Consider the following 26,595-nt stretch of genomic DNA (forward strand, 5'->3'; position numbering starts at 1 on the left):
ATTCTGTCGGAGTTCTGCTGCACATTGTGTGAATGAAGGTGGGGGTGGGCTGTGATCCGCCGGGGGCTATGGGTAGTGCCCCGTGTCAACAGAGCGCCCAGCACCCCACCCCGTCACTGCGCCCGGGTCCCGGCAGCACCCCATCCCGGCGAGTTCACGCCCGTCGCCCGGGCCCCGGCAGCACCTCGGCACTGCGCCCGTCGCGGCAGCCCCCCGCCCCGCGGAGATTACTTCCGCAGGGACTCTGGAACCTCGAACCGCTCGCCGTACTTCGCGGCCAGCTCCTCGGCACGGGCAACGAATCCAGCCACACCCGCGGTTGGGTAATCGCCACCGTCGGTCTCGGCCTTCTTGCCTGCAGGTAGAACGGCGCCGGCAGGGCGCGCGTAGTTCTTGATGTACTGGCGGGTACCACCCGTCCAGGCAGGGAAACCGATACCTAGGATGGATCCGATGTTCGCATCGGCATCGCTGGTCAGAACGCCCTCATCCAGGCACTTCTGGGTCTCGATGGCCTCGGCGAACAGCATGCGCTCCACGAGGTCGATGAACGCAGGCGCGTCTGCAGCAACGTCGGAACCGGCAGCCTTCTCGGTGCCTTCCAGCTGGCCGTAGCCCTCAGCCTTGCGTGCAGCGCCTTCGGTAGCGCCGTCCAGGCCGTGGCCGGAAAGGGTGGACTCTGCATCGGCAACCTTGACCTTGCCAGCGCCCAGTTCGTCCCACAGTCCGCGCCACAGTCCAGCGCGACGACCTTCTTCGTTGTACTCGTAGAAGCCCTTGCCTTCGAGTTTGCCTGGGCGGTCGTAGACGTCCAGCATCTTGTCGACAATCTCGGTCACACCGCCATCGTCGACCTTCAGTCCAGCAGCTTCCTGAGCAGCGCGCGTCTCGGAACCAATCTTGCGCGCCAGCTTCAGGTTCAGCTCATCTTGCAGTTGCAGTGGTGGCGCTGGGTAACCAGCTTGGCGACCGGCAGCTTCGATGACGGCTGGGTCCACACCTTCGGCGAGCATGCGCATCGCCTCGTTCAGGAAGAAACCGATAACGCGGGAGGTGTAGAAGCCGCGGGAGTCGTTGACCACGATCGGGGTCTTGCGGATCTGACCGGTGAAGTCCAGGGCCGCCGCCAAGGTCTCATCGGATGTTTCCTCGCCCTTGATGATCTCGACCAGCGGCATCTTGTCCACAGGGGAGAAGAAGTGGATGCCGATGAAGTCCTTTGGACGTTTCACACCGGTTGCCAGCTCCGTGATCGGCAGCGTGGAGGTGTTGGAACCCAGCACGCAATTGTCTGGCACAGCGGCCTCAATCTCGGCCCACACCTTGTGCTTGAGCTCGGTGTTCTCGAAAACGGCTTCGATGACGATGTCACAGTCGGACAGGTCGGAATAGTCTACGGATGGTGTAATGCGGTCCAGCAACGCCTTGGACTTCTCTTCGGTGGTTTTGCCACGCTTCAGCGCCTTGGCTTCCAGCGCCTCGGAGTAGGACTTGCCCTTTTCCGCGGCCTCCATCTTGATGTCCTTCAGCACGACTTCCATGCCGGACTTGGCAGCTACGTATGCGATAGCTGCGCCCATCATTCCGGCACCGACCATACCCAGTTTCTTGAATTGGCGTGGTTCGATGCCTTCGGGGCGCTGCCCGCCCCCGTTGCAGTACTGCAGGTCGAAGAAGAAAGCCTGCATCATGTTCTTGGAGGTAGGGCCGGTGACCAGTTCTACGAAGTAGCGGGTTTCTACGCGGGTGGCCTCTTCGATGTTCTTCAGTTGCAGACCTTCAACGGCGGCCTTGAGGATCGCCTTCGGGGCAGGCATTGGGGCGCCCTTGATCTGCTTGGTGACGTTAGCTGGGAAGGATGGCAGGAATGCTGCCAGTTTCGGGTTGGTGGGGGTGCCACCTGGAACCTTGTAACCTTCGGTATCCCATGGCTGCTTGGCCTCGGGGTTTTCTTTTGCCCACTTCTTCGCAGCGTCGAGCAGCTGGTCGGCTGGCACGATGTTGTCGATCAAGCCGGTTTTCTTCGCGTCCTCGGCATTGAACTGACGACCGGTGGTGAGGACCTTCATCAGTGCATCTTGCAGGCCCAGCATGCGGACCACGCGGGTCACGCCGCCGCCACCTGGCAGCAGGCCGAGGGTGACCTCAGGCAGACCAACTTTCAGTCCCTTGGCGTCGGAGGCGATGCGGTGGTGAGCGGCTAGCGCGATCTCTAGGCCACCACCCAATGCGGCGCCGTTGATGGCGGCTACGACTGGAACACCCAGGGTCTCCAGGGTGCGCAGGTTGGCCTTCATGGTGTCGATCTGCTCGGTCAGCGCAGGGGCGTCTGCCGGGGTGGCCTTGATCATGGATTTGATGTCGCCGCCAGCGAAGAAGGTCTTCTTTGCGGAAGCTAGGACGATGCCCTTGACCTCACCGGCCTCTACGGCTTCCTTGACCTTTGCCACGGTGTCCACGAGGTCGTTTTGGAAGGTTTGGTTCATGGTGTTGACCGGCGCGTTGGGGTCATCCATCGTCAGGGTGAGGATGCCGTCTGCGTCCGTCTCCCACTTGAACATGTTGTCGCTCATTTGTGTCTCCTAAAAGCTCTTTTTATTCCGACGCCGCCTTGTTTTGCGTTGTTGGGGGCCTCGGATTGGGGGGCTTGTTTTCTTCGGATTTGGGTTGGTGGAAGACGTGCCGTTTAGACGCGCTCGATGATGGTTGCGACACCCATGCCGGCGGCAACACACAAGGTGATCAGAGCGTAGCGGCCACCGGTACGGTGCAGCTCGTCCACAGCGGTGCCGGTGATGATGGCACCGGTTGCGCCCAGTGGGTGGCCCATTGCGATGGCGCCACCGGAAACGTTGAGCTTCTCGTCTGGGATGTGCAGCTCGCGCTGCGCGCGCAGGACCACGGAGGAGAATGCTTCGTTGATCTCCCAGATGTCGATGTCCTCTGCCTTGAGGCCGGCTTTGGCGAGGGCTGCACGGGATGCTGGTGCCGGAGCGGTCAGCATGATGGTGGGCTCTACACCGGAGGTGGCAACGGAGACAACGCGGGCGCGTGGCTCCAGGCCGTAGTCCTTGCCAGCCTTTTCGGAGCCGATTGCCAGTAGGGCGGCGCCGTCGACGATGCCGGAGGAGTTACCAGCGTGGTGCAGGTGGTTGATCTTTTCCAGCTGTGGGTATTTGGTCTGGGCCACGGCGTCGAAACCACCCTGGTCGCCAATGGTGGCGAAGGCTGGGCGCAGGCCGGATAGGCTTTCAACGGTGGTGCCAGGGCGAATCGTCTCGTCGCGTTCCAGGATGGTGATACCGTTTTGGTCTTTCACGGGGATTACCGTGCGATCGAAGCGGCCTTCCTCCCATGCCTTGGCGGCGCGTTCGTGGGAACGGGCCGCGAACGCGTCAACGTCCTCCCGGGTCAGGCCGTCGAGGGAAGCGATGATGTCCGCGGAGATACCCTGCGGGATGAAGTCATTGTAGAAGTTGGACTCTGGATCCAGCGCCAGCGCGCCGCCATCGGAGCCCATGGGTATGCGGGACATGGATTCTACGCCGCCGGCGAAGACTAGGTCGTCCCAGCCGGAACGGATCTTTTGGGCAGCGAGGTTTACAGCGGTCAGGCCGGATGCACAGTAACGGTTGATCTGCACGCCGGTGGCCGTGTATGGCAGGCCTGCGTTTAGTGCGGCGGTACGGGCAATGTCCATGCCTTGGTCGCCAACTGGGGTCACGCATCCAGCGATGATGTCGCCGATGTGATCTGGGTTGATGCCTGGGTTGCGCTCCATGATTGCCTCAATCAGGCTGCTCAGCAGCGTGGTGGGCTTGATGGTGTGCAGTGCTCCGCCGGGCTTGCCCTTGCCGCGTGGGGTGCGGACAGCGTCGTAGATAAAGGCCTCTGGGGCGCCAGTGGTACTGGTCATGACAGTCCTGGTTCCTAACTTCGGTCGGGGTTTGGCCCAGTCGTTGTGCAGGAATCCGGCGCTTTTCCGGAATGCTGCCGTTCTGGCGGTAAGTTCCGGTGACGCCACCCGACTCAAACTGGGCCGTGTGTCCTAGGCCACATTACCCGCTTCGTCCACACTTAGTTGTATTTACATGTCTGTTCCGCCCCCGCCGAGGTCCCCCTGCTTGCGTAAGACGATGACCAAGTTGGATACCGCGAATTCGCGAAAGCCTGGAATGTGCACCATCCACCACGCCCACCAGGGGTGATAACGAGGAAACGCGGCGATAAACTCTGCCGCGGGTGTGGCCCCAGTAGAACTCGGGTATGCGCCTGGATCAAGCGCGTCCGCACCCATGGCACGCGGAATGGTCTCACTTGCACTTTGGTCTGCCGCGGGTGCAGCCCCGGTAGCGCTTGCGCCGGTGTGGGAACTATTTGCGTCCGCGGGGAGAAGTTCGGCACCGCGGCCAGCTTCACGCGGATTCTCCGCACCCCAGCCGTAGCGCAACCCGGCAGCTGCGGACACGTTAAACAGGCTTTCGCCCCACCTATTCTTCGGTTCTTTGCCGTGTTTCCGTCGGTATCGCCGCGCGGCAAATTCCCCGCCTACGTAGTGCTGCCACAAACCAGTTTCGTGCCCACCGAACGGGCCCAGCCATACGGTGTAGCTATAGATAACGACACCGCCGGGCTTGGTCACCCGCAGCATCTCATCGGCCATTCGCCACGGGTCAGGCACGTGCTCGGCCACGTTGGAGCTGTAGGTAATGTCAAAAGAATTATCCAAAAAAGGCAGGTCAAGGCCCGATCCGCGCACCGAGCTCTGCAGTTTGATACCCGCTGCGGCCATTTCCCCAACATCGGGCTCGCACGTGTAGTACGTGGCATCAGCCTTGGAAAAAGCCACCCCGAAGTAGCCTGGTCCGCCGCCGACATCCAACACCCGGGTTCCGGCTAGGCTACGGCCCTGGGGTGGGTTGTCGGTATGGCCATCAACTGGACTGTCGGTTGGGTTACCGCTACGGGTGTCTGCTTCTTTATCTGACGCCGTCGCGCCCCGCCACACCGCTTCAATCAAGCTCACGGTATCCGCGGCTAGGTGTCCGTAGAAAATGTCCGGGCGGGTTTGCTCGTATTTGAAATCGGTGAGCAGGCCCCACGCTCGGCGGAAACTAGCACGGGGGCGCCAGAACTGCAGGGTCCGGTGGGTGCGGCGGGTGAGGGCGAGGGTGCGCCATCCGCGTGGGGTGGTGCTGCTAGACGGGGTGCTACTGCCAGACGCGTTGGCACTGCTAGACGGAGTGACGCGCGAGGTGCGGCGAGCACGTCGTGAACCGCGGAAGAAACGGGAAAGCATAATGAAAGATACTCTTACACATTTTTCGAGCTGCTGCGTGCATTCTGGCAAGTCCACGCGACGAGACCGCTAAACTATTTATTGTTATGAAAATTGTCCTGTTGTGCTGGCGCGATACCAATCATCCCGAAGGTGGGGGAAGTGAGCGGTATTTGGAATCCGTGGCGCAATACTTGGCCGATCAGGGCCATGAGGTGATGTTCCGCACTGCTATGTACCCAGGGGCAAAGCGCTTTGAGGTTGTGCACAAGCCCGGTCATGCACCTGTGCAGTTTTCCCGGGGAGGGGGAAATATCACCGTGTATCCACGTGCGTGGTTGGCGCTGCTGGCGGGGCGGCTGGGCTTAAATGTTGGGCCACTCAAGCGGTTCGGCACACCGGATGTGGTTGTGGATACTCAAAATGGTGTTCCGTTTTTTGGTTCGCTGGTTTCTGGCGCACCCACCGTAGTACTGACCCACCACTGTCACCGGGAGCAGTGGAACGTCGCAGGACCGGTGTTGTCACGAATTGGGTGGCTGATTGAATCCCGAATCTCGCCCTGGTTGCATCGCCGGAATCGATGGGTCACCGTCTCCCAACCATCGGCGGAGGAGCTGGAGGAGCTGGGCGTCGATAAAAAGAAAGTGACAATTATCCGCAACGGTGTGGACCCAGTACCGCACGGCCTCGACCGCGAGAATGTGGGCAAGAGCAAACAAACGGTTCGGTTGGTGACGCTGTCTCGGCTGGTTCCGCACAAGCAGCTGGAACACGCTTTGGATGCGGTGGCGGCGCTGCGCCGGACGCACCCCAACGTGCGCCTAGACATCATTGGCGACGGTTGGTGGTTGGAGAAACTACAGGAACATGCGGCGGAGCTGGGTGTGGAGCCCTACGTGGTTTTCCACGGGCATGTTTCTGAGGAGCTAAAGCACCGGATTTTGCAGCGCGCCGATATTCACGTGATGCCCAGTAGGAAGGAAGGATGGGGTTTGGCCGTGGTGGAAGCGGGCCAGCACGCAGTGCCCACGGTAGGGTACGAATCATCGGCTGGGCTGCGCGATTCCGTAATCGATGGGCAGACAGGGCTGCTGGCAGGGTCTGCCGGGGGGTTCATCAACGCGGTGGAGCAGCTGTTGGATCACCCAGAATGGCGCCGTGAACTGGGAGTGAATGCCCAGCAACGGGCGCGGGAATTTAGCTGGGATGCCACGGGGGCGGCATGGGCTCAGCTGTTGGAAGAAGTCGTGGGGGGAGTCAGCGAACCCCCACTTCCTTAGGACCGTCGTGAATAGGCACCGGCGTTCGACCGGATAAGTACTTCCAGCGCCACCACTCTGGGTAACGCACCCACGCAGCGTACAGTGCCCAGATCGTCAGCCAGAATCCGATCGTTGCCACCAGCCAGAACAGGCCGATACCCAGGCGGACGGGAACATCGGTAATTTGCTCGTTATCCAAGTTGGGGTTAGGAATGCGGTACAGCGAGTACTTATCGATATCCAAAGCCCGCTGGTAACCGCCGTCTTGGAGTGCCTTGATGGCGCGCGACATGTTGAGTTGCTCGGAAACGGAACCCCAGTCGATCAAAACCCAGCCAACTCCGTTGGCCTTCAGCGTGTCGTGGCCCTGCATGATGGCCAGCAACAACTCCATGGAGGTCCTATTACCATCGACGATACGGCCGTCGACCACCAGGTATCCCGGATCCAATGGGGTGCCGGGCAGTAACTTCAGTGCCGGATCGATGACTGGGTAATCACCCAACATGCGGTAATTGCCCGGCGGTAGCAGCAGCACCTTGCCGCGCGGGGCGGCGGAAACCGAGTTGGAAATCTGCTCCCATACTGGGGACAGGGGCCGCGGTGCTACGGGTTCGATGTCTTTCGGCAACCCCGGCACGTTCCCGATGATGAGTGCGCACAGCAGCACACCCACTCCGCGTTGCAGCCAGCGGGTCGAGACCGGCTTGTTCCGGACCTCGGTTACCGGGAAGAAATACTTCGAACGATCGCGCCGGTAATCCATGCGCTCGATCACCACACCGGTGAGCAGTACCATGCCGGGGAAGGCCAGGGCCACGAACTTCTGGGAATCGCGCAGCAACCCCGCCCCCGGAACCGTGCTAATCAGCCAGCCCATCAGGGCGAGACCCGGATCTGTGGACAGCAGCGCGGGCACCATAAACCCGGCGATCGTGAGGATCGTCAGCCCCCTGTAGACCCGCCACAATTCACGGATGCCCAGAATCAGGATCGCAGTGAGGGCAATTCCCACAAGCTCCGACAGTGTGTGGCGGGAAGGTGCGGAGGCCTCGACGTTCCAGATTCCGCCTAAGCTCAACAACGCGCCGAACGTGCCTGTGTGGTGTTCTGCGCGTGGGGCAAAAACTGCGGCGGACGCCGGATCCGCTAGTGTTCCACCCGTCGCATTGGAATTGACTAACGCGGCGATCAACCAGGGGGCGCTGAGCAGAAGGCTGACAAGGAAGATCCAGAAGCGCTGCACCCACTGTGTGAGGAAAATAAGGGCGATGATTGCCGCGAGGATCAGACCGGTGGGGGTTAAAGCGCATACCGTCATGACGATCAGCAGCATGCCCCACAACCGCGAGGCTGCGAAGTAGGCCACGGCAGGCAGAAGCATGGCCGCGCTGACCAGCGACCAGTGCCCTTGCAGTAGCCGTTCTACGACGAATGGGTTCCATACAACAAGCAAACTGGCGGCGAATTGGGCAATCAAACGGCCGCCCGCCATGGTCTGCACCATTTTGGCGGCGGCGAATGATCCAAGGGATCCGCTGAAGACCATGACCAGGGCGGCCATTGTGTAAGCCGGAATTGCCGGCGAGAGAATCGCAAGAATTGCATCTTGCGGAACGGCGCGGGGTGCCCCTTCTGTGGCACCCATTGTGATGTTGTTGACGGTGATCTGCGCCGGGAGGAACATGTCGCGCAAGGCGAAGGCCTTGTTCGTCATGTCCGCGGTGGTGAGTGCGGCCCAGAAGGGCCACTGGGTGAGGATTGAAAGTAGCACCGACCACGCGGGAATAATCCACGGATTCTGATGGGGCAAGCCATCGTGCCGTGTGCGTGGTTCGAACGTAGTGGTGCAGTTTTTCACCTGCCCAACCTTAGTGCACGTTGGTGGGTGTTCCTAGACGCGGCGAGCAGTGCTGTGGTCAACGTGATCGCTGTCGTAGTCAGCGCCAGCGTGGCGCTCTGCGCGGCGGCGCTTCAGTGCCATGATCAGGCCGGCCAGCAGAAGCAGCAGACCCAGTGGGCCGAGGATCCATGGAACGGTGGTGCCCATGGTCTTCAGGGTGCTCAGGCCTTCCTTGGCCTTGTCCATCTGCTGTTCCTTGGACGTTTCGTTCCACGCGCCGGGGATGTACAGGGCAGTGCGCTTAGGGTTGTCGATCTCGGCCTGACGGTTCTCTGGCTTAACCATCTCGTCGGCCTCGGCCTGATCCTTGGCGTAGAACTGCCAGATCTCTTCTTCACCGTTGACGATCACACCGGTATCGGGCTGTACCCACAGGGTGCGGTTCACGGTGTAGTAACGGGACAGCTCCACCTCGGTGCTCTTCTCGTCCTTCTCGTCCTTCTTATCCTTGTCGTCCTTGTTCTCCGCCTTGTCCTGTGCTGGCTCTTCAATACCCCAGATCTTGGCAGGGAACTTCAAGCGCAGGGATGCGAGGGTGCTCTCGTCGGCCTTGGACAGGTCACCATCGGCCTCCAGCTGCTCCTTCAAGCGGGAGTACAACTCTACCGGTGCCACGGTTTGTTGGAATTTATAAACCTTTTCGCCACCTTGCTCTTCCTCACCCACGTAGTCGATGGGCTGTGCCTTCAGTGCCTGGGCATCGAAGTAGTCGTAGGAGCGACGATCGGTGCCCATCGGGAACTGATACTGGATCCCGGAGCGGGTGAATGGGCCGATAGCGGCTTCACCGTTGGGGTTCAAAGCTGGGGCGTTCACATCCAGGGTGGAGACTGGGTCTGGAACGGGCATCTGGGTCTTACGATCCAGAGTCACGCGGTCAACGGTTGCGTTCACCAGATTCTTGGGCTCTTCGCGGTCAGTGCGAAACAGTGTTTGGCCTACTTCCAGGGTCACAACCTTATCGTCAGTTGGCTCCTGTGCGCGAGTGAAGCGCTGGGACTGCAGTTCCACGTCCTTGAGGATGAAGCAGCTAACCTGCTTGTCCTTACCGCGGCATTCGGGTCGGTTGGCCTTATCTTGTACGGGCTTGCCCGCTGCCAACGCGTTTGCGTCCAGCAGGTTGCTCTTAATTGGATCCGTACCGGTGGTGGATACGATGTCCTTAGGCAAAACCTTGCCCTTGGGAACAACGTAGGTGGGCAGTGCGATCGCGAAGATCAGCATGGCGGCGCCCAGGATAATCAAGAGGGAGGAAAGTACCTTCTTCATGGATTCGTGTCCTGACTGTTTCGTAGCATTGAATTCTCGGCGCTACCGATTGGCCTGCCTTGGCACATAGCGTGAGAAGATTCTCACACTTTAGCTAAACCGATTAGTTTCTGTTGGCAAAACGCTGAAATATTTGTATAAGAGGGTAGCAATATTGAACCCATGAGTTAAGCTGATCGCTGATTGCTATGACCACCAGCCCCCGCCCTCGGTTCCTCCCCGCGCTCGAAGGCCTCCGCGCGGTGGCTTGCTGCGGAATCATCGTCACGCACGTGGCCTTCCAAACCGGCGCCGATCACGGTTCCCTCTTTAATCGCATGATGGCCCGCACGGATTTTTTTGTGCCGGTGTTCTTTGCACTTTCGGGTTTCCTGCTGTGGCGCGGTCATCACGGTTCTTTTTCTCATTCCTACGACGCCGCCAACCTCCGCACCCTCGCCGGTTATTACGTCAAACGGGTTGGCCGAATCATGCCCGCATACTGGGTCACGGTCGCCGCGGTACTGCTGGTTTTTCCCGTCGCGGAAAACCCCAATGCGCTGGCGGTAATCGCTAATTTCTTCTTAGCTCAGATTTATGTGGACGGTGGGTTGGTCGGTGGTCTGACCCACCTGTGGTCCCTGTGTGTGGAGATGGCGTTCTACCTGGTCATGCCCGTGCTGGCTATCGTGTTCGGTCGGCGTAATCGCGCGCTGCGCGTGGCTATCATCGTTGCGTTGAGCACCTTGAGTTTCGGCTGGGCGTTCATCCCCGCGTTCGCCGCAGCCCCTGGTCCAGGCGAATTGAATCCGCATGTTATGCCTCCCGCGTTCACCGCATGGTTCGGCGTGGGGTTGCTGTCCGCTGAACTCGAAGGCATCAGTGGCCCGCGTGCTGAGCGGATCATTTCCCGCATCCGCCCGGTGTTTTGGCTATTGGCCATCGCCATGCTGGTGGTGGCGGCATCCGATGGGCCGGAGGGGCTGACACACGCGGAGCCCGCGGAGTTCGCTCGGCGCACGCTGTATGGTCTTGTCTTTGCGGCATCGCTGATCACCCCTTATGCCCTCGCGCCGCGCTCGGCGTTTTTCGAAAGCCCGTGGATGCAGGCGCTGGGGCGGTGGTCGTATTCCATCTTCTTGTGGCACATGGCAATGCTGTCGCTGGTGTTCCCATTGCTCGGCATCGGGTTGTTTTCCGGGCACACGGCACTCGTGTTGGTGACCACCTTCGTCCTGACCGTTCCCGTGGCCGCCTTGAACTATGCGCTGGTGGAAGAACCCGCGCGTCGGTGGATCAACGCGTGGTGGAAGCGGCGCAGCAGCGCCGATAGCACCGCTAAGCCCAAGGCTGCGCCTGTCGCCAGCTGATCCCCGGCGTACACTTCGGATCCCCATGGCCCCTGCGAGGCCAGAACTAGCGCCACGGCAGATGACACGCCGAAGATGACGGTGTTCACCCACATCCACAGGCGAGAAACCCGCGAATCCGAAGGGGTGCGGGGGAGGTCGGAGCGGGGCGTCGAGACAAAAGGTGAATCAGGACAAGAACCGTCAACCGCAAACAAGCCACGCCGCCGCATGGAAGCACCCAAAGCAATCCACATGGCAACCAGGATCGTGGCAGCGACTAAGCCGACTGCCAGCCACGCGCGGTATGTCGAGGTCGGGGCAAACTCCACGGTCAGCTGCCCGCCCACACCCGCGGGCACGATCCACCCTTGCTGCCAGCCGTTGACCGTAATGGGCTGCAACCGGCCGGGATGGCCTGCGATGGTGGCTAGGCGCCCGGGGTTGGCCTGTGAGGGGGAATAGATGATGCGGGGTTTATCGGCTGGGGCGATATCGGCCGTTTCCCGGCCGGGGGCTGTGTGGGCCGTCGCCTTGCCGCGGGTTGGGGTGCTGGCCTCTGGGCCGCTGGGTTGGCTTTCATTCTTTTCGACGCCCACCTCTACCCCCGACGGCGCATTGGCAATGGCGGCCGCGTACAGCGGCTCGGCGATGGAGAGGGCCACCCACCGGTCCATGCTGCGCACCTCGTGGGCGCCGCCGGCGAGCTGAATCACATCCCCGCAGTGGTATTCCTTGCCGTCCACGGTCGCCCGGATGGGCTGCCGCGAGCTGCAGCGGTCGGTGTGCAGAACGTAGGGTGTGCGGGTGTCCGCGGCGCCGGGGACGGTGAATTCACGGATGAGAGTGGATTCCGGGATTTCCTGGCCGAAGACGAACCGGTTAGTGCGGGCGGGCGGGGCAACAGTGGAAACCCCGGAAGTAGGCGCCGATGTCGAGGACTCGGCGTTGTTGGCAGCGCCGGGAGCCCCAGCAGCAGAACCCGCTGATGGCGCAGCAGCCGGCGCAGGTACCGTGACGATGCGGCGGGGCGTGAGGTCCTTATCTTTCTCGCTGACCGTAGCCTCCGCCAAGCCGAAGTCACCAAAAGCTGAAATGATCGTCAGGCGAATCGTATCCGCGTGACCAGCAGGAACAGTGATCTTGTTGTCTTCGCCACGTTTGCTGGACGTAGTCGTGCTGGCCACGGTCTTGCCATGCAAAAATGTGGTGACCTGCAAGCGCGTGGGTGCGCCTTGCGTGCGGATCGTCAGTGAAGGCCGCGTGACGGTGGAATCCAAGCGGAACTCGATCCACTGCCCGGGAGCCACTCCGGGAGCGGGGCGCCATGCAGTGCGGGGATTGCTGTCCACTGCAGCCGTGGGGGAGCTGATGGTGGAAGCCCCGCCGAAGGATGTGGGGTCACTGGCGGAGGAGCTGGCCACCACGCGCCCACCGACCTCGCGGACCTGGGTGAGCTTGTCCGCCGGAACCGGCTCCAGCGCAGTTGCGGTATCCGCTGCCGGGGAGCCCGATTCCCTCTGCCCCACACTGCCCGTGCGCAGTGGGTAATCCTTCATAGGGTTCAACAGGAAGGTGGGATCTTTTGGCGCGCGGATCTCCGAATCAGCACTGACTACGTTGCCGTAGTTGTGCTCGCGCACAGCCGGGGTATCGGTCACGGTTTGCGCTGGGCCAAAGACATTCGCCTGGCCACCGCCACGCAGATTCTGCGGGATCTGCGCATCCAGCACGCGGGTGCGGGCCTCACCGCGCCGGCCTAGGGCGGCATCGGCGGCATCCAACCGGGGCAGGGTTTCGGGACCGGCGTGCACAACTTCCACGTTTTCGGTCTCCACCAGGCGCAAACCGCTACCGACCCCAGACTCGCCGACCTGGAAGATGCGCACCTTCTTATCGTCACCAAACGCAGCGACCTCGCGGAAACCACCCGAGCGCTGCAGCGTTTTCAGTACGGCCTTGGGGCCTGGCGTATCCGACGCTGCGGTCAGGTCGCTGCGTACGAGGACAAACCCCACGCCCTGATTGCGCAGCGTGGCCGCCAGGGATGGAATCGCGTTGCCCGAATGGACCTCCCGTTGTACGCCATCTAAACCGCGGATGGCCTCGGGCTGCACCAGTGGCACGGAATCGCGGACTACCCACGGTACGTCCAGCCAGGGCTGGGCGGGCTCATCGCGAGTATTTCCCCACGTCTGCCTACCGAACCGAGCCTCGGGCAGGATCATTGTGCGCGCCGGGGTTGAGTGCCCGGTAGGCGCCCCACTGGGGGTGTGGGTGTTGAGCCACTGGGAGGCGTCGGCCCAATAAGAAGGCACACCGCGGTACGCATCAGCGGCAACGATCCGCCCAGACCAACCGGTGGCGGTGACGATGGCTAGCAACAATCCCACGGCGATGGCGCGGGGGACGTTCGTGTGTTTTTCTGGGTGCAGCCACAGTGTCCGCTTTTCACGATCCAGCCCCGGCCATTGAATACCGCGCAAGGTCACGGCAACTCCGGCCACCAACGGTAAGCGCACCAGGGGATCGAATTTGTGCAGGTTACGCAGGGCAGCGCCGGGGCCGTCGAGGAACGCGCGGTAGCTCTGCGACAGTGGACTGAACTGATCCACCGCTGCGACCATCACCAGGAATCCCGCACCGAAGACCAGCCACCACCGCAGCGGCAGGTGGCGCATTCCCCACAGTCCAAGGAGGGCAACAGCCAAGGTGGCCACGATGAACACAGGTTCGACCACCAGGGCGTGCCCACCGGCGCGTTCCGTGGAGAGGAACGGAGTCCAGGACGTGGTTCCGCGCAGCACCTCCAGCGGATTGAGCCAGCGCGTGGTCAGGGAGGAGGACTCGATATAGTCCGTGAACGGTGGCGAGTAACGCCCCAGGATTAGCAGTGGCCCGATCCACCAGAACGTGGCCAGCAACCCGCCCGGCACCCACCACAGGGCAAAGTAGGTCGCGGCGCGCCGGGTTAGGCGCCGTTGTTTGCGCTGGTCGGTGGTGGAGGGTGGCCTTATATCCGACGCCACCCCGGTCCGCCCACTCACAATCACCGCGAGCCACCACAGGAAAGCCGGCAGCGTGGCAGCGGCGGTGGCGACGGCGTTGACGGCGCCGAGGCAAAGGATCGCGACGGCGCTGGACAGTGCGGCCCAGGCCAGTGTGGTACGTAGGGTTTTGGTCAGGCGCGATTGGGGTGCGTGTGCAGTCTCACCCACCTGGGCAAACCCGCGCACCATCGGCAGTAGAATCCACGGCACCAGTGCCACGGTCCAGGCTTCGGAGCTAATGGCCCCTAGGGTGGTCAGCACGCGCGGGGACAGTGCAAACAGCACACCGGCGATGACCCGCGACGACCGCGAGCCCACCCCGGCGGCCGCAAGCAGCTTGACCGTGCCGGCGAAGGCGAGGGCCAACAACATTCCCCACCATAAGCGCTGCACGATCCACCCCGGCAACCAGCTGAGCAACGCAAAGAACAGCCCATGGGGGAACAGGTATCCATAGGCTTGGTTTTGTAGCTGACCCAGAGGGAACGCATCCGTCCACGGGTACAGTGCTTGGGCTAGAAATCCCCACGGATCGCTGGTGAGGTCCAGCTTGGTATCCGCGGAGATCAGCCCCGGGGCTTGGAGGAACGCGAAAGCGAACCACGCGAGGGTGGTTAGGATCCACGCGCGTTTAGAAAGTGTCTGCACACCTATCTCGAAAAACTATGGGAGTTCGCCTCCCGGTCCGTGTGATGGACGGGGTCGGTGACTTATTGATCGGAAACGCGGCCGCCGTATTGAACGGAGCCCAGGAATGCGTTGTCCTCGTTCACGGCCAGCTCGGATTCGTTGGGCAGCTCGGTGTTATCCGCCATAGCGCCTGCGCCGAAGGCGAGGGCGCCACCGAGGATCACGCCGGCAACGACAGAAGCGATAGCTGGGCCTACAGCGCGGCGTGGCTCGGAATCAGTTTGGTAAGGCATGCGGTTTTATCCTGTTCTCTTTTCAAGGCGGGGCATGAAAGTCGATTGTCGCGGTGCGCACAACGCAACCCCGCGAGTAGCACTGCGTTATAGCTTAGTCATCTTCGCTGGCCGGTGGCACAATCAGTACCGGGCGACCAGCATTTTTGATGATGCTATCGGACACACTGGACTGCAGGAGTGATTTCCAGCCAGAAAGTGCTCGTGTGCCTGTAACAATCAGGTCTACATCCAGTTCGTCCGCAGCGTCGACAATCGCGCTCCAAATGGCTGTTCCAGACTCTACCAAAAAAGGTTCGGTAGCAAACCCGTTTTGGCGAGCTAATTCCACACCTTCTTGGCATACGTTGACGGCCTCGGTGTATGCGGGATCATCATCGTTCGGTTCGGTGGAGGCATCGGCGGACCAATCGTGTTGCATCATGCCGCTCATTCCCGCAGCGCGTGCGGCTTGACGGTGAATGGGTTCCCACACGGTGAGGATGTAAGCGTTCTTCGCGGACAGGAACCGACCAGCGTGTTCCACGGCCAGTCGCGCCTGGTCGGACCCATCGTAGGCAATGAGAACCGTATCCCCGTTTGGGTCGAACGCTGGTGTGGCGGGCGCAGCGGCAGTATCTGCGGCAGCGTCTGCGGAAGTGTCTGTGGCGACCGCAGGGGCGACGGCATTGGCGACAGTACCGTTTGCGTTAGCGTCCGTAGCAGCCGCAGTGCCAGCGCCCGTTGCAGCGATGGGTTGTTCGTTTGGGGCGGTCATGATCTGGTCGTGCTCCTTACATCCATAACGTCTCCCGCTGTCATCTTTGGGTTCGGCGGGTTCCACTCACTACGTTAGTAGTATGCGCCGAATCCTTGTTGTTGTTTCCGCTTCTGCGTTGCTGTTGGCGGGTTGTTCTACTGATTCTGGGCCGACGCCACCTGCAGCCGACTCCGCCCAGAACAGGCCCTCGTCGTCCACGCTGGCGGATTCCTCGACTGTCAGCGCCCCCGCCGATAAGAACTCCGGTGATGCGGGGGATGCGAACCGCGCAGGGCGACCCGCGGGGATGAAGTGCGAAAGCTTGCGGGATGCCACGGACCGCCAACTGGCGGGGCGCCTGATGGCGGTGGGAATAACGGACTTCGCCAGCGCGCAGCAAGCGGTGGATGCCGGGGTACGGCACCTTTTCGTGGGAACTGGCAGTGATTATTCGATACTCAACGGGCAGGGGGATCCTGCCCGCAGTATCGCGGCGCTGGAAAGGCGTGCAGGGGAGAAGCTGACTATCAGTGTGGATGAAGAAGGCGGAGAGGTCCAGCGGTTGAGCGGCATTATCGGCAAGCTGCCCAGCCCGCGGGAGATGGCGGACACGATGACACCCCAGCAGGTTCGCGCGATGATGGCCGAGCATGGTCGCAAGCTGCGTGCTTTGGGTGTGACCGTGGATTTTGCCCCGGTGCTGGACTTGGGTGGAGCGCAGGATATCAGTGCCAACGGCATCGGGTCTCGCGCTTTTAGTGCGGATCCGCGGGTGGTGGCCACCTATGGCCGCGCGTATGCGGAAGGTTTGCGCGATGCCGGGATCGTCCCGGTATTCAAGCACTTCCCCGGGCACGGTCATGTGAAAGGTGATTCACACTTGGGAACGGTGGTCAGTCCTCCGCTGAGTGTGATGGAGAACCAGGACCTGTTGCCGTTCCGGCAGCTGGCTACCATGGGGACCGAATCTGTTGGTGGTCGACCAGCTCCCGAGGGAGCTTCTGCGCCGGGGCGTGCTGGGCAACCTGGACCGGGGCGTGCCGGGCAACCTGTGCCAAGTTCCGCGGGTGATTCCTCACGGGAGGCCGCTGGGCAGTCACGACCGGCGGAGCCCGTCCGGCCCGCCCCCGCGATGATGATTGGCCATATGCAAGTCCCGGGTTTGGGGGATAAGAAACCAGCCTCCATCAATCCCGCCGCATACAAGCTGCTGCGCAGTTACAAGTTCAACGGATTGATTGTGACTGATGACCTCACGGGTATGAAGGCTGTCAGTGACCAATTGAGTGGGCCAGATGCCGTCGTGGCAGCAGTGAGCGCAGGGGCGGATCAGGCTCTGGCGGCCGCTGGAGGCATCGATGTCCCAGCGGCGGTAGAGGCCCTGGCGCAGGCAATTTCCAGCGGAAAAATCCCGCGAGACCGCGCTATCGCATCTGCCGATCGCGGTTGTGTCCTCTAGCGAGTACAGGGCTGTGTGATCTAGTGGCTACAGGGTTGTGTGCTCTAGTGCCTACAGGGCCGTGTGCTCTGATGAGCGCTGGGTTGCGTCCTCTAGTGAGTACAGGGTTGTGTGCTCTAGTGAGCGCTGGGTTGCGTCCTCCAAGGAGTACTGGGTGATGTTCCCACTAGCGCGTCGTTGCCTCCTCACGCCCCCATCGGATAGTTGGAGGGCGCTCGCGCTACGAATGGCTGGCGTGCGCCGTAAATGCTCGCCTCGCACTGATGAATCGGGCACTAGCTGCAGTGATGAAGCACTTGTGATTCAGTGCAATTATTCAAGTTTTCCCAGCATGGGGGCATAACGGCTAAACTATTTCGCGTGAACAGCAACGAGTGGCCTAGAAACAACGCATCGGAGGGTGCCTCGGAGCGCCCTCTCGATGCCGCGCATCAAGAGGGAACTCTCCACGAAGGGGTGCGCGCAGAGCAACGTGCCCAGATGAACGCGGATACAGAAATGCGCCCTCGTGATCCCCGCACCTCTCATCGCGGGGGCTCCCGCCGTCGGCAAAAGAAGAGCCGCGCGTTGCCCATATTCTTCTGGAGCCTCGTAGGTGTTCTCGGCCTAGGCGGAGTGCTCTACGGGGTAGATATCGCCATGTCAGAAGGGCAAGTCCCCCGTGGTGTGACAGTCGGCGGAGTGGACATCGGCGGCATGGGCAAAGCCCAAGCCGAACAACGCCTGCGCAATGATTTGGGTGAGAAAGTCCGCCAGCCTGTCACCGTGAAGGCCGGCAACATGTCGAGCGTGCTGGAACCCACCCAGTCGGGCCTGCGCGTGAACTGGGGCAAAACGGTCGATCAGGCTGGCAAGCAGCCTTTGAACCCCATCACCCGGATCAAGAGTTTTTACGAAGAGCGTGAGGTTGGAATTGTTTCTGAGTTCGGGGATGCCAACCTCAACCGCGAACTCGAACGAGTGAACCGGGAACTCACGCGCGGACCCAAGGATGCCGGCGTCGAATTAAATGAACTAGGCAAAGCCAACATCAAAAAAGACGTGCCAGGACAAACCGTGGACACAGAAAAGGTGAACGCGGCCGTCAAGAAGAATTGGTTGAATACAACGCGCACGGTCACGGTGGATGCCGATGTGATGAAAGCCCGGATTCTCACGGCTGATGCGCAGAAAGTAGTCAAGGATTTCGTCACGCCCGCGACCTCTAAGCCGATCGTGTTCCACGGTCGAAATAAGGTGGATGCGAAACTTACTGCACCACACTTTGCGAAGATCCTTTCGTTCAAAGCTCAGGACGGAAAGCTAGTTCCGCAGTGGAACAACGATGCGGCGAAGCAGATCTTGGCAGAGCAGCTGCAGGGTACGGAAAAGGAATTCCGCAATGCGAACTTCCAGGCCGATGGCAACCGCCTGACGGTGATCCCGCACCAAGACGGCATCCTCATTAAGTGGCCGGAGACCCTGGGAAAGATTGAAGACAAAGCGCTGAACAAGAAGCGCCGCGAATGGCCTGTGCAGTACGAGAATAAAAAGGCCACGTACACCACGGAGGAAGCACGCAAAGCCAAGTTCGATGATGTGGTGGGTGAGTTCACTACGGGTGGTTTCTCCGATGCCTCAGGTGTCAACATTCGGCGCGTGGCGGAGATGGTCGATGGGGCGATCGTGCTGCCCGGGGAGACGTTCAGTTTGAATGGGTACACCGGTCCGCGCGGAAAGGCGCAAGGTTTTGTGGAATCCGGGATCATCATCGACGGTCACGCGGGTGAGGCCGTGGGCGGCGGCATTAGCCAGTTCGCCACCACGTTGTACAACGCTAGCTACTTCGCGGGCATGGAAGACGTGGCACACACCCCACACAGCTACTACATTTCGCGCTACCCGGCGGGCCGCGAGGCCACCGTTTATGAGGGTGCGATTGACCTGCAGTTTAAGAATCCTTTCAACACCCCCGTGCGTATTCGTACCAGTGCGGATTCTAGTTCCGTTACGGTGAAAATCTATGGGGTGAAGAACGTGAAGGTGGAGAGCATCCCGGGAGAGAGGACGAATCCGACCAGCCCCAAGACGATTGAGCTGAGCGACGAGAAGTGCTCGCCGTCGTCTGGCGCGCCGGGCTTCACCACCACTGATACGCGCGTGGTTCGCGATTTGCGCGGTAAGGAACTGGACAGGCGCACGACCACCACCGTGTATGACCCGGCGCCGATTGTGAAGTGTAAGTAGCTGGGGAGGCGCTGGGAGCGCTGGGGCGCAGTGGGGGCCGGAGCAGAGCGCCCTCCCCTGTTGGATTAGCAGAATGAGATGACCCTTGGATCGCGTTGGGAGGTCTTTTCGTTCTGCTTTTCGCGCACCGGAGGGCAATGGGGGCACCGGGGGGTAGTGGGGGCCGGAGGGTAGTGGGGGCCGGGGCGGAGCGGGCTCCTCTGTTGGATTAGCAGAATGAGATGACCCTTGGATCGCGTTGGGAGGTCTTTTCGTTCTGCTTTTCGCGCACCGGAGGGCACAGCCCGGCACAGCCCAGCATGAGCCCAGCACGGGTGAGCTCGAACCAACCCTCCGCGCCCTTACGCCGCCCCCGTGGCCGTGAGGTAAACCAGCGCGATATTGAGCGCAATGATGATCACGCAGCACACACCAGCGATGGCGGTAAGTGCCCGCGTGTTCGCCCACCGCCCCATGACAGCGCCCCGCGCGGTGAAAATTACCAACGGGATCAGCGCAAACGGAATACCAAGGCTTAGCACGACCTGGCTGACGATCAACGCCCATGTGGGCTCGGCTCCCATGCCCAGCAGAAGCAGCGCGGGTAGCAGGGTGAGGAACCTGCGCCACAAGATGGGGATGCGCACTTTCAGAAGGTCCTTCATGACCATGTCGCCGGCGTAGCAGCCTACGGAAGTGGAGGCCAACCCGGAGGCCAACAGGCCGATTCCAAACAGCGCGCCAACCATTGGCCCCAGTGCATCGGTGACGGCGCGGTGAGCGCCTTCAATGGAATCGGTGCCGTCCTCACCTTTGAGGGCTTCAGCGGCCAGGCACAGCATTCCGATGTTCACACTGCCCGCGACAACCAGCGCGGCAGCCACGTCCCAGCGGGTCGCGGTGAGGTGCCGTGCCATGGATGCATCGTTGTGCGGTTGGTAACCGCGGTCGCGTACCAACCCGGAGTGCAGGTAGATCGCGTGGGGCATGACGGTGGCACCCAGCATGGATGCGGCCAGCACCACGGTGGGGGTGCCTTGGAATCGGGGGACGATTCCGGAAGCCATCTCGCTAACTGTTAGGCCCGTGAAGAACAGCCCAGCTAGGAATCCCAGCGTGATGATGGCTAGGAACCCCATGATGACGAATTCGAAACGCCGCTGGCTCTGTGGATTCTGCACAGCCAAGAGGGCAAGGGAGAATACGCCGACGATGACCCCGCCGATCAGTGGCGGAGTGCCGAACAGAAGATACAGGGCAGTCGCCCCGCCGATAACTTCGGCAACATCGGTGGCGGCGGTGACGATTTCGGCTTGTCCCCAGTACAACAACCGCACACCCCGCCGCTGCCTCCGCTGCCGCTGGCCTCGCTCACCCCGCCGCTGCTGCGCGGACATCCCCAAGGATTCCGCTACCAGCGAGGTCAAACTGCGCCCCGTCACCAACCCCAATTTTGCCGACAGGTATTGCACCAGCATGGCCATCAGGTTCGCGAGAACCAGTACCCACAGCAGCAGGTAACCGTATTCGGCGCCGGCGGATAGATTAGCGGCAACGTTTCCGGGATCTACGTAGGCGATGGCAGCTACAAACGCTGGTCCCAACAAAGTGATGAGTCGCGGTTGGTGGCCGTCTTGGCTGTTTGGCGTGTGCGCTTGCTGTTGGTTCTTTTTTACCTCGACGCCCACATCCTCCTCCTTTTCATCTTCCCTGGGTGCCTAACTGTGGTGACTGCCGTCGTCAGCGGCTATCGTCAGTGAGGTCGAGTTCAATACATCGAACATTTAATTACGCTACGCCGATGCGGGGGATGTTGCCAATTGAGGGAAAGGTGGTCTCAAGAGACGGCTCAGAAGTGCTTGAGTGTGTATGTCAACACGTGCGTAAGGCGATAATTATAGAGAATGTGAGCGAATTAGAGAGGATGTGAGCGCTAATGACCGGTGTGCTAGTCCACCAAGAGTTTTTCCCGGAGCAAATGAAAACTCCCCGCTAGTTGGTGGCTGATTTCTCAGTCCAACTAACGGGGAGCGGTGTGAAACTTTGGCAGATTCAAGAATGCGGTCTCCGCAACTAGTTGATGGCGAAGTCTGCGTTCTTGGTGCGCTCCATCCGGTTTCTCTTAGCGGATGATGCCCTCGTGCTTCAGGTAGTTGCCAATACCGATAATCACGCTGGCGATGCTGCCGATAACGCCAGCGATCAGAGCTACGTGCAGCAGTGGGCCCCATGGAGCAGCATCTGGCTTAACGTCGGAGCCGAAGATCTGGTCAGCGTTCAGAGCTTGGTCAGCGCCGAGGGCGTTGCCGATGCGCCACAGCAGGTCGGAGCCCTTAGCCTCACCGGTCTCAGGAGCCTTATCCTGCTCAGAACCTGCAAGGTTGTCAGAGCCGGTAGGGGTGGTGTCCTCGTTGGTGATGGAACCGATCGCATTGTTGTCGGACATTGGAGCGTCCTGAGCGGAAGCAGCAGCGGTGCCAGCCAAGGCAACGGAAGAAGCGGTGGCGATAGCCAGAGCGACCTTACGAATATTCATAGAAAGTTCCTTTTCTATAGAAGAGAATCGATTTGAAGTGGGGTGAACGTGTGCTTAGCGAGCGAGGCCGTAGCGCAGGAAGTTGTAGGCAGGAGCGACCAGCAGACCGAAAACGCTAGCGATAGCGGTGACTGTTAGGAGGATCTTGGCACCCTGTGCCCAGCCGGACAGGTCGTCGAAGTTCTTCCAGCTGTCGGAACCGAATACGGCGCGACCGGTCTCAGGCTTTTCCCATTCCAGCTTGTTCTCCGGGTCAAGGTTCCGGCGGAGGTTATCCAGGATTGGAGTGTCAGACAGGATGGTATCGCCATCTGGGTTCATCGGCATCTCAGCAGAAGCTACGGACATGCCGGAAATGGCAACGGTGGTGGCGGTGGCGATTGCCAAAGCTGCATTGCGGAACTTGCGCATCTGTTTTCAAACCTTTCACAGAATGAGCGGAAGACGGAAACTTTTAGAGTCAAATCTTCTATGCGTGCCCGGTCCAGAGATTCACTCGTTCCGTATCGCTGGCTTTGACTCAACGCGACTAATTTTAGCGGAAGCTTTCAGGTAATGCGCAAGTTTAGGACAGTAACTTCTGATGAATTCTGCATGAACTTTTCTGAATATTACAAATATCAAGAATCTATCTTGCCGATTTTAATCCTTGATGAACAGAATCTAAATTCGGTACTGATTGTTGGGGTTTGATGGAAAAACTCATTCTCTAGACGTTAATCTTCATTTTGGTTGCGCGGCATTTAAGCTGAGGCGCTGCCGGTTGGAGCTAGTGCGCAGAGCTGGGCTTAGGTACCAAATCGAGGTAGGAGAATGCTGCCATTTCGTCCTAGATTTTCCGTCTCATTGCAGTGCGTATGGTACAAACAAAATAAGAACACTAACCTTTGAAGCGTCGTCTGGGGTGAAGATAAGGGGAAAACGTTGCAGTCAAACCGGTGTGAAGCCAATGAATTTGGTTAGAAGTTCGATATAGTCACCCGCAAAGAGTGAGGTGATGGCGCTTCGCGCGGTGATGAGCATGTGCCCGTCAGCGATAATGAGCCATGCGTTATGGCATCTCCGACTCGTGACTGGAGCCTGTTTAGTCCGTTGGCTAGTCGCTACCACCCCAACTTGATCAAGAACACCCGCCCCGCCCAAACATAACCACCGCAGAGCCAGAACAACGTTCTAACCCTGCGGTGCACAGTGTCAACCATGTCGCGACTGATGATGCCAACTATGTCCCGACTGATTACATGGAGCCGATGACGGGAATCGAACCCGCGCCGCCTGCTTGGGAAGCAGGAGTTCTACCATTGAACTACATCGGCATGTGCAAACCCACGCACGTTTGAGAACGTGAATCGCACGTTATTGTGTGCGGGTAGAAGTCTAGCACTGGGTACAAAAGGACCGTGCAACCGGCACCCGGCAATCCATTCGCACCGAATCCGTCACTGCAACCCTTTCGAACTGAATCCGTCACCGCAGGCAAATTCTGTCACCGATACCGATAGAGTAGAGGCCGTGTTACTTTCAGATCGTGATATTCGCGCCGCCCTTAGCGATGGCCAGCTAGCCATCGAGCCCCACGACGATGCGATGGTGCAGCCATCCAGCATCGACGTCCGCCTGGACGGGCTGTTCCGTGTATTCAATAACTCCAAGTACACGCATATCGATCCCAAGCTGCCGCAAGAGGAACTCACCACCCTCGTCGAAGTACCCGACGATGAAGCGTTCATCCTGCACCCCGGAGAATTTGTGTTGGGTGCCACGCTAGAAAAATTCACGATCCCTTCCAACCTCGCCGGCCGACTGGAAGGAAAAAGCTCCCTGGGGCGCCTTGGCCTGCTCACGCACTCCACGGCCGGGTTCATCGACCCCGGCTTTACCGGGCACATCACGCTAGAGCTTTCCAACACCGCGAACCTACCGATTGCGCTGTACCCGGGAATGAAAGTCGGCCAGCTGGCGTTGTTCCGCATGACCAGTCCTGCGGAATCTCCCTATGGTAGCGGTGCTCTCGGCAGCAAGTACCAAGGCCAGCGTGGCCCTACACCGTCGAAGGCATACCTGAACTTCAGGGATTAAATAGCCAGCAGCTGGGGTAGTGGCACGGGAAGAAACCGCAGCTATGAAACCTCGGCGGGCCCCGCGACCTCTCCCACAGCATCGAGGAAAAGCTTCACCATTGATTAGCTTCCACAACGTCACCGTCACTTACCCGGATCGAGCAGGCTCAGCGAAGTCGAAGCGGGGTCACTCGAGCAAGGCTGAACTGAGCAACCCAAGCTCCACCAAAGCCGTCGACAGCTTCTCCCTCGAGGTACCAGCCGGTTCCACCACCGTGCTATTAGGCTCATCCGGCTGCGGCAAAACCACCTTGTTGCGCACCATCAATCGCATGGTCGAACCCACCTCCGGTGAGGTGCGCATCAAGGGTCGCAATGTGGCGGATACTGATCCCGTGCAGCTGCGCCGATCCATCGGTTACGTGCTCCAAAACGCGGGTTTGTTGCCCCACAAGACGGTGGGGGCCAACATCGCCAGCGTCATGCGATTGAACGGGCAATCCAAAACTCAGGCCGCCCAGCGTGCCGCCTCCACCGCCGCTCTGGTAGACCTAGCCCCAGAGCTGCTGGAGCGATACCCCAGTCAGCTTTCGGGCGGGCAGCAACAACGGGCCGGAGTGGCCCGCGCTCTCGCCGCGGATCCGGACATCCTCCTGATGGACGAGCCCTTCGGAGCTGTGGACCCCATCGTGCGACGTAGTCTGCAGGAACTGCTGCTAGACATTCAAAACCGGCTGGGGAAGACCATCGTGCTGGTCACCCACGATGTGGACGAGGCCCTCACCTTGGCCGATCACATAGTCTTGCTGCAATCGGGCGCGCGCATCGCCCAACAGGGCAGACCTCACGACTTACTGACTAACCCTGCGAATGACTTCGTCCGCGACTTCCTGGGCCTCTCCGATCGCCAGTTGCGCACCGTGCAGCGCAACGGCCAGCGCATTGTGGTGGATCAACGTGGCACCGTGCTGGGCACTTTGGACAACGACAGCTCGCAAGCCTCTACAGATCCCGCCTCCACGCGCCCCACTATCGGTGACTCCACCGCCGCCGACCCCGCCACCGCGGGACCTACCATCGCCGACCCCGCCACCGCGGAACCTACCGCCGCCGACTCCACCACCTCCCGTCCCGTCACGGGGGAGGAGCGCCCGTGAATACTCAGGCATGGCTCAACACCGCATGGCTTTCCGCCAATGCAGATCTAATTGCGGACCTAGCGTGGCGTCATCTACAAATAGCCCTCCCCGTCCTGCTAGCCGTAGGCCTTCTGGCTATCCCCATCGGCTACCTCGCCCATAAAGCAGGCCTGAACAGCCGCTGGAAACCGGCCCGGACGGGCATCATCATGGCCAGTGGCATCCTGTACGGCATCCCTTCGCTGGCGCTGTTCGTGGTGCTCCCGGTGATCCTGGGTACCAGCATCCTCAGTCCCCTTAACGTGATTATCGCGTTGATTCTGTACGGCCTAGCGCTGCAGGTACGCGTGGTCGCTGAGGCCTTCGATGGTATCGATGCCGCCCCCAACCTGGCTGCTCAGGCGGTGGGTTACGCCCCAGCCCAATTGTTCTGGTCTGTGCAATTGCCCATGGCCGCCCCGGCGATCATTACGGGCATGCGAGTGGTCACGGCCTCCACCATCAGCCTTATCTCCGTCGGCGCGCTGATCGGTGTGAGCACCTTGGGCGACCTCATCACCTCTGGCTTCCAGCGAAGTTTCCCCACGCAGATCCTGGCCGGCATCGTGGGGATCGTGGCACTTGCCGCGGTGCTGGATGCGTTGTGGATCCTTCTCGCCCGGCTCCTGTTGCCATGGAAGCGGGTGGCCTATGTTTAACAAAGCTTGGGAACTTTTGGCCGACGCCCCCCGCTGGACCGCCCCCGATGGCCACTGGGCGCGGATTATGGAGCACCTCGCCATCAGCGGGGTATCGATGCTGATCGCGCTGCTCATTGCCGTCCCGATCGGATTGTGGATTGGGCATACGGGCCGTGGTGGATCGGTTGTTGTCGCATTATCTGGTGTGCTGCGGGCCGTGCCGTCTTTGGGGCTATTGACGGTGTTGGCGCTCATGCTGCCAGGAGGGACTAGCGATGGGCTGGTGCCCTCATTGGTGGTGCTGGTGATACTGGCTGTTCCGCCGATCCTGGCCGGTGTGTACTCCGGTATGCGGGCGATCCCGCGGTATGTGGTGGACGGTGCCCGCGCAGTGGGGCACTCCGAGGGGCAGATCCTGCGGATGGTGGAGGTTCCGTTGTCCGCCAGCTCCATCGTGGACGGTATTCGCTCCGCGGTACTCCAGGTGGTGGCAACCACAACGATCTGTGCTTACTTGGGAACCGGAGGGCTGGGCAGGTACCTCATCGATGGGCTAGCATTGAGTGATTACCCCGTGGTGATTGCCGGAGCGGTGTTGGTGATCGGCTTGATAGTGGTGCTGGAGGCTGTGTTGTCTGTGGTCTCGCGCTCAGTGGCACCGGCGCCTGTCGCGTTACCTCAGTAGGGTGGTGGGAGCATCATGGCTGCCCAGGTACGCGCAATCCATGATGAATAGAATTCGGCCATGATCAGAATCATTG

Annotated in this window: 18 protein-coding genes, 1 tRNA gene and 1 pseudogene; 8 read left to right on the forward strand and 12 right to left on the reverse strand. The window is 60.6% G+C overall.

Annotated features, from left to right (window positions below):
* Nucleotides 1–227: 227 nt before the first annotated feature.
* The 3 genes from HMPREF3098_RS09570 to HMPREF3098_RS09580 all read right to left on the reverse strand — a co-directional run bounded on the left by HMPREF3098_RS09570 (nt 228) and on the right by HMPREF3098_RS09580 (nt 5,140).
* Complete coding sequence (locus HMPREF3098_RS09570; RefSeq protein ID WP_070434963.1) at nt 228–2,573, reverse strand: 3-hydroxyacyl-CoA dehydrogenase NAD-binding domain-containing protein; 2,346 nt, start codon at nt 2,571–2,573, stop codon at nt 228–230.
* Between the two features lie 113 nt (nt 2,574–2,686).
* Nucleotides 2,687–3,916 (reverse strand): acetyl-CoA C-acetyltransferase, encoded by a 1,230-nt coding sequence (locus tag HMPREF3098_RS09575; RefSeq protein ID WP_070434964.1) that lies wholly within the window; start codon nt 3,914–3,916, stop codon nt 2,687–2,689.
* A gap of 171 nt (nt 3,917–4,087) precedes the next feature.
* Nucleotides 4,088–5,140 carry a class I SAM-dependent methyltransferase gene (locus tag HMPREF3098_RS09580; protein WP_371440988.1) on the reverse strand — a complete coding sequence of 351 codons (1,053 nt, stop codon included), beginning with the start codon at nt 5,138–5,140 and terminating at the stop codon, nt 4,088–4,090.
* Nucleotides 5,141–5,385: 245 nt separating this feature from the next.
* Here HMPREF3098_RS09580 and HMPREF3098_RS09585 point away from each other — a divergent pair, with 245 nt between their 5' ends.
* Nucleotides 5,386–6,561 (forward strand): glycosyltransferase family 4 protein, encoded by a 1,176-nt coding sequence (locus tag HMPREF3098_RS09585; protein WP_070434965.1) that lies wholly within the window; start codon nt 5,386–5,388, stop codon nt 6,559–6,561.
* Here HMPREF3098_RS09585 and HMPREF3098_RS09590 read toward each other — a convergent pair.
* Entirely contained in the window at nt 6,539–8,404 is a 1,866-nt protein-coding gene (locus HMPREF3098_RS09590) for an MmpA family trehalose lipid delivery protein (RefSeq protein ID WP_070434966.1), read from the reverse strand. The two genes, HMPREF3098_RS09585 and HMPREF3098_RS09590, sit on opposite strands and share 23 nt — an antisense overlap.
* 33 nt (nt 8,405–8,437) lie before the next feature.
* Complete coding sequence (porA, locus tag HMPREF3098_RS09595) at nt 8,438–9,715, reverse strand: porin PorA (protein ID WP_070434967.1); 1,278 nt, start codon at nt 9,713–9,715, stop codon at nt 8,438–8,440.
* Nucleotides 9,716–9,903: 188 nt separating this feature from the next.
* Here porA and HMPREF3098_RS09600 point away from each other — a divergent pair, with 188 nt between their 5' ends.
* A complete protein-coding gene (locus HMPREF3098_RS09600) occupies nt 9,904–11,064 on the forward strand; it encodes an acyltransferase family protein (RefSeq protein WP_070434968.1) in 1,161 nt (386 codons plus the stop codon).
* Here the strand turns inward: HMPREF3098_RS09600 and HMPREF3098_RS09605 are convergent.
* The 3 genes from HMPREF3098_RS09605 to HMPREF3098_RS09615 form a co-directional block, all read right to left on the reverse strand.
* Nucleotides 10,956–14,741, reverse strand: coding sequence for a DUF3367 domain-containing protein (locus HMPREF3098_RS09605; protein ID WP_070434969.1), 3,786 nt, complete (start codon nt 14,739–14,741; stop codon nt 10,956–10,958). The genes HMPREF3098_RS09600 and HMPREF3098_RS09605 overlap by 109 nt on opposite strands.
* A gap of 62 nt (nt 14,742–14,803) precedes the next feature.
* Entirely contained in the window at nt 14,804–15,016 is a 213-nt protein-coding gene (locus tag HMPREF3098_RS09610; protein WP_070434970.1) for a DUF2613 domain-containing protein, read from the reverse strand.
* A 94-nt stretch (nt 15,017–15,110) separates the two neighbouring features.
* Entirely contained in the window at nt 15,111–15,578 is a 468-nt protein-coding gene (locus HMPREF3098_RS09615; RefSeq protein WP_035114260.1) for a universal stress protein, read from the reverse strand.
* 277 nt (nt 15,579–15,855) lie between these two features.
* Between HMPREF3098_RS09615 and HMPREF3098_RS09620 the strand changes: the two genes are divergently transcribed.
* Together HMPREF3098_RS09620 and HMPREF3098_RS09625 are read left to right on the forward strand one after the other, a co-directional pair.
* Nucleotides 15,856–17,214 (forward strand): glycoside hydrolase family 3 N-terminal domain-containing protein, encoded by a 1,359-nt coding sequence (locus HMPREF3098_RS09620; RefSeq protein WP_070434971.1) that lies wholly within the window; start codon nt 15,856–15,858, stop codon nt 17,212–17,214.
* A 639-nt stretch (nt 17,215–17,853) separates the two neighbouring features.
* Complete coding sequence (locus HMPREF3098_RS09625) at nt 17,854–19,440, forward strand: VanW family protein (RefSeq protein ID WP_246815923.1); 1,587 nt, start codon at nt 17,854–17,856, stop codon at nt 19,438–19,440.
* 341 nt (nt 19,441–19,781) lie between these two features.
* Here the strand turns inward: HMPREF3098_RS09625 and HMPREF3098_RS09630 are convergent, their stop codons facing one another.
* The 4 genes from HMPREF3098_RS09630 to HMPREF3098_RS09645 all read right to left on the reverse strand — a co-directional run bounded on the left by HMPREF3098_RS09630 (nt 19,782) and on the right by HMPREF3098_RS09645 (nt 23,271).
* Nucleotides 19,782–21,107, reverse strand: a complete 1,326-nt coding sequence (locus HMPREF3098_RS09630; RefSeq protein WP_070434972.1) for an Nramp family divalent metal transporter — start codon at nt 21,105–21,107, stop codon at nt 19,782–19,784.
* Nucleotides 21,108–21,541: 434 nt separating this feature from the next.
* On the reverse strand, nt 21,542–21,955 hold the full coding sequence (locus HMPREF3098_RS09635) for a hypothetical protein (RefSeq protein ID WP_035114262.1): 414 nt from the start codon (nt 21,953–21,955) through the stop codon (nt 21,542–21,544).
* Nucleotides 21,956–22,009: 54 nt separating this feature from the next.
* Nucleotides 22,010–22,366, reverse strand: a complete 357-nt coding sequence (locus HMPREF3098_RS09640; protein ID WP_035114263.1) for a hypothetical protein — start codon at nt 22,364–22,366, stop codon at nt 22,010–22,012.
* A gap of 831 nt (nt 22,367–23,197) precedes the next feature.
* A tRNA-Gly gene (locus tag HMPREF3098_RS09645) sits at nt 23,198–23,271 on the reverse strand.
* Nucleotides 23,272–23,467: 196 nt separating this feature from the next.
* Here HMPREF3098_RS09645 and dcd point away from each other — a divergent pair.
* The 4 genes and pseudogenes from dcd to HMPREF3098_RS09665 all read left to right on the forward strand — a co-directional run bounded on the left by dcd (nt 23,468) and on the right by HMPREF3098_RS09665 (nt 26,519).
* Nucleotides 23,468–24,034 carry a dCTP deaminase gene (gene dcd / locus HMPREF3098_RS09650; RefSeq protein WP_035114264.1) on the forward strand — a complete coding sequence of 189 codons (567 nt, stop codon included), beginning with the start codon at nt 23,468–23,470 and terminating at the stop codon, nt 24,032–24,034.
* A 100-nt stretch (nt 24,035–24,134) separates the two neighbouring features.
* Nucleotides 24,135–25,010: pseudogene (locus HMPREF3098_RS09655) on the forward strand (ABC transporter ATP-binding protein); the annotation flags it as partial.
* Between the two features lie 158 nt (nt 25,011–25,168).
* Nucleotides 25,169–25,852, forward strand: coding sequence for an ABC transporter permease (locus HMPREF3098_RS09660; protein ID WP_070434974.1), 684 nt, complete (start codon nt 25,169–25,171; stop codon nt 25,850–25,852).
* The gene (locus HMPREF3098_RS09665; protein ID WP_070434975.1) at nt 25,845–26,519 is read left to right on the forward strand and encodes an ABC transporter permease; all 675 of its coding nucleotides are present in this window, start codon (nt 25,845–25,847) and stop codon (nt 26,517–26,519) included. Before HMPREF3098_RS09660 ends, HMPREF3098_RS09665 begins: the two co-directional genes overlap by 8 nt.
* The last annotated feature ends 76 nt before the right edge of the window (nt 26,520–26,595 follow it).

It is taken from the genome of Corynebacterium sp. HMSC28B08 (assembly GCF_001806865.1).
Lineage (GTDB): Bacteria > Actinomycetota > Actinomycetes > Mycobacteriales > Mycobacteriaceae > Corynebacterium > Corynebacterium auriscanis.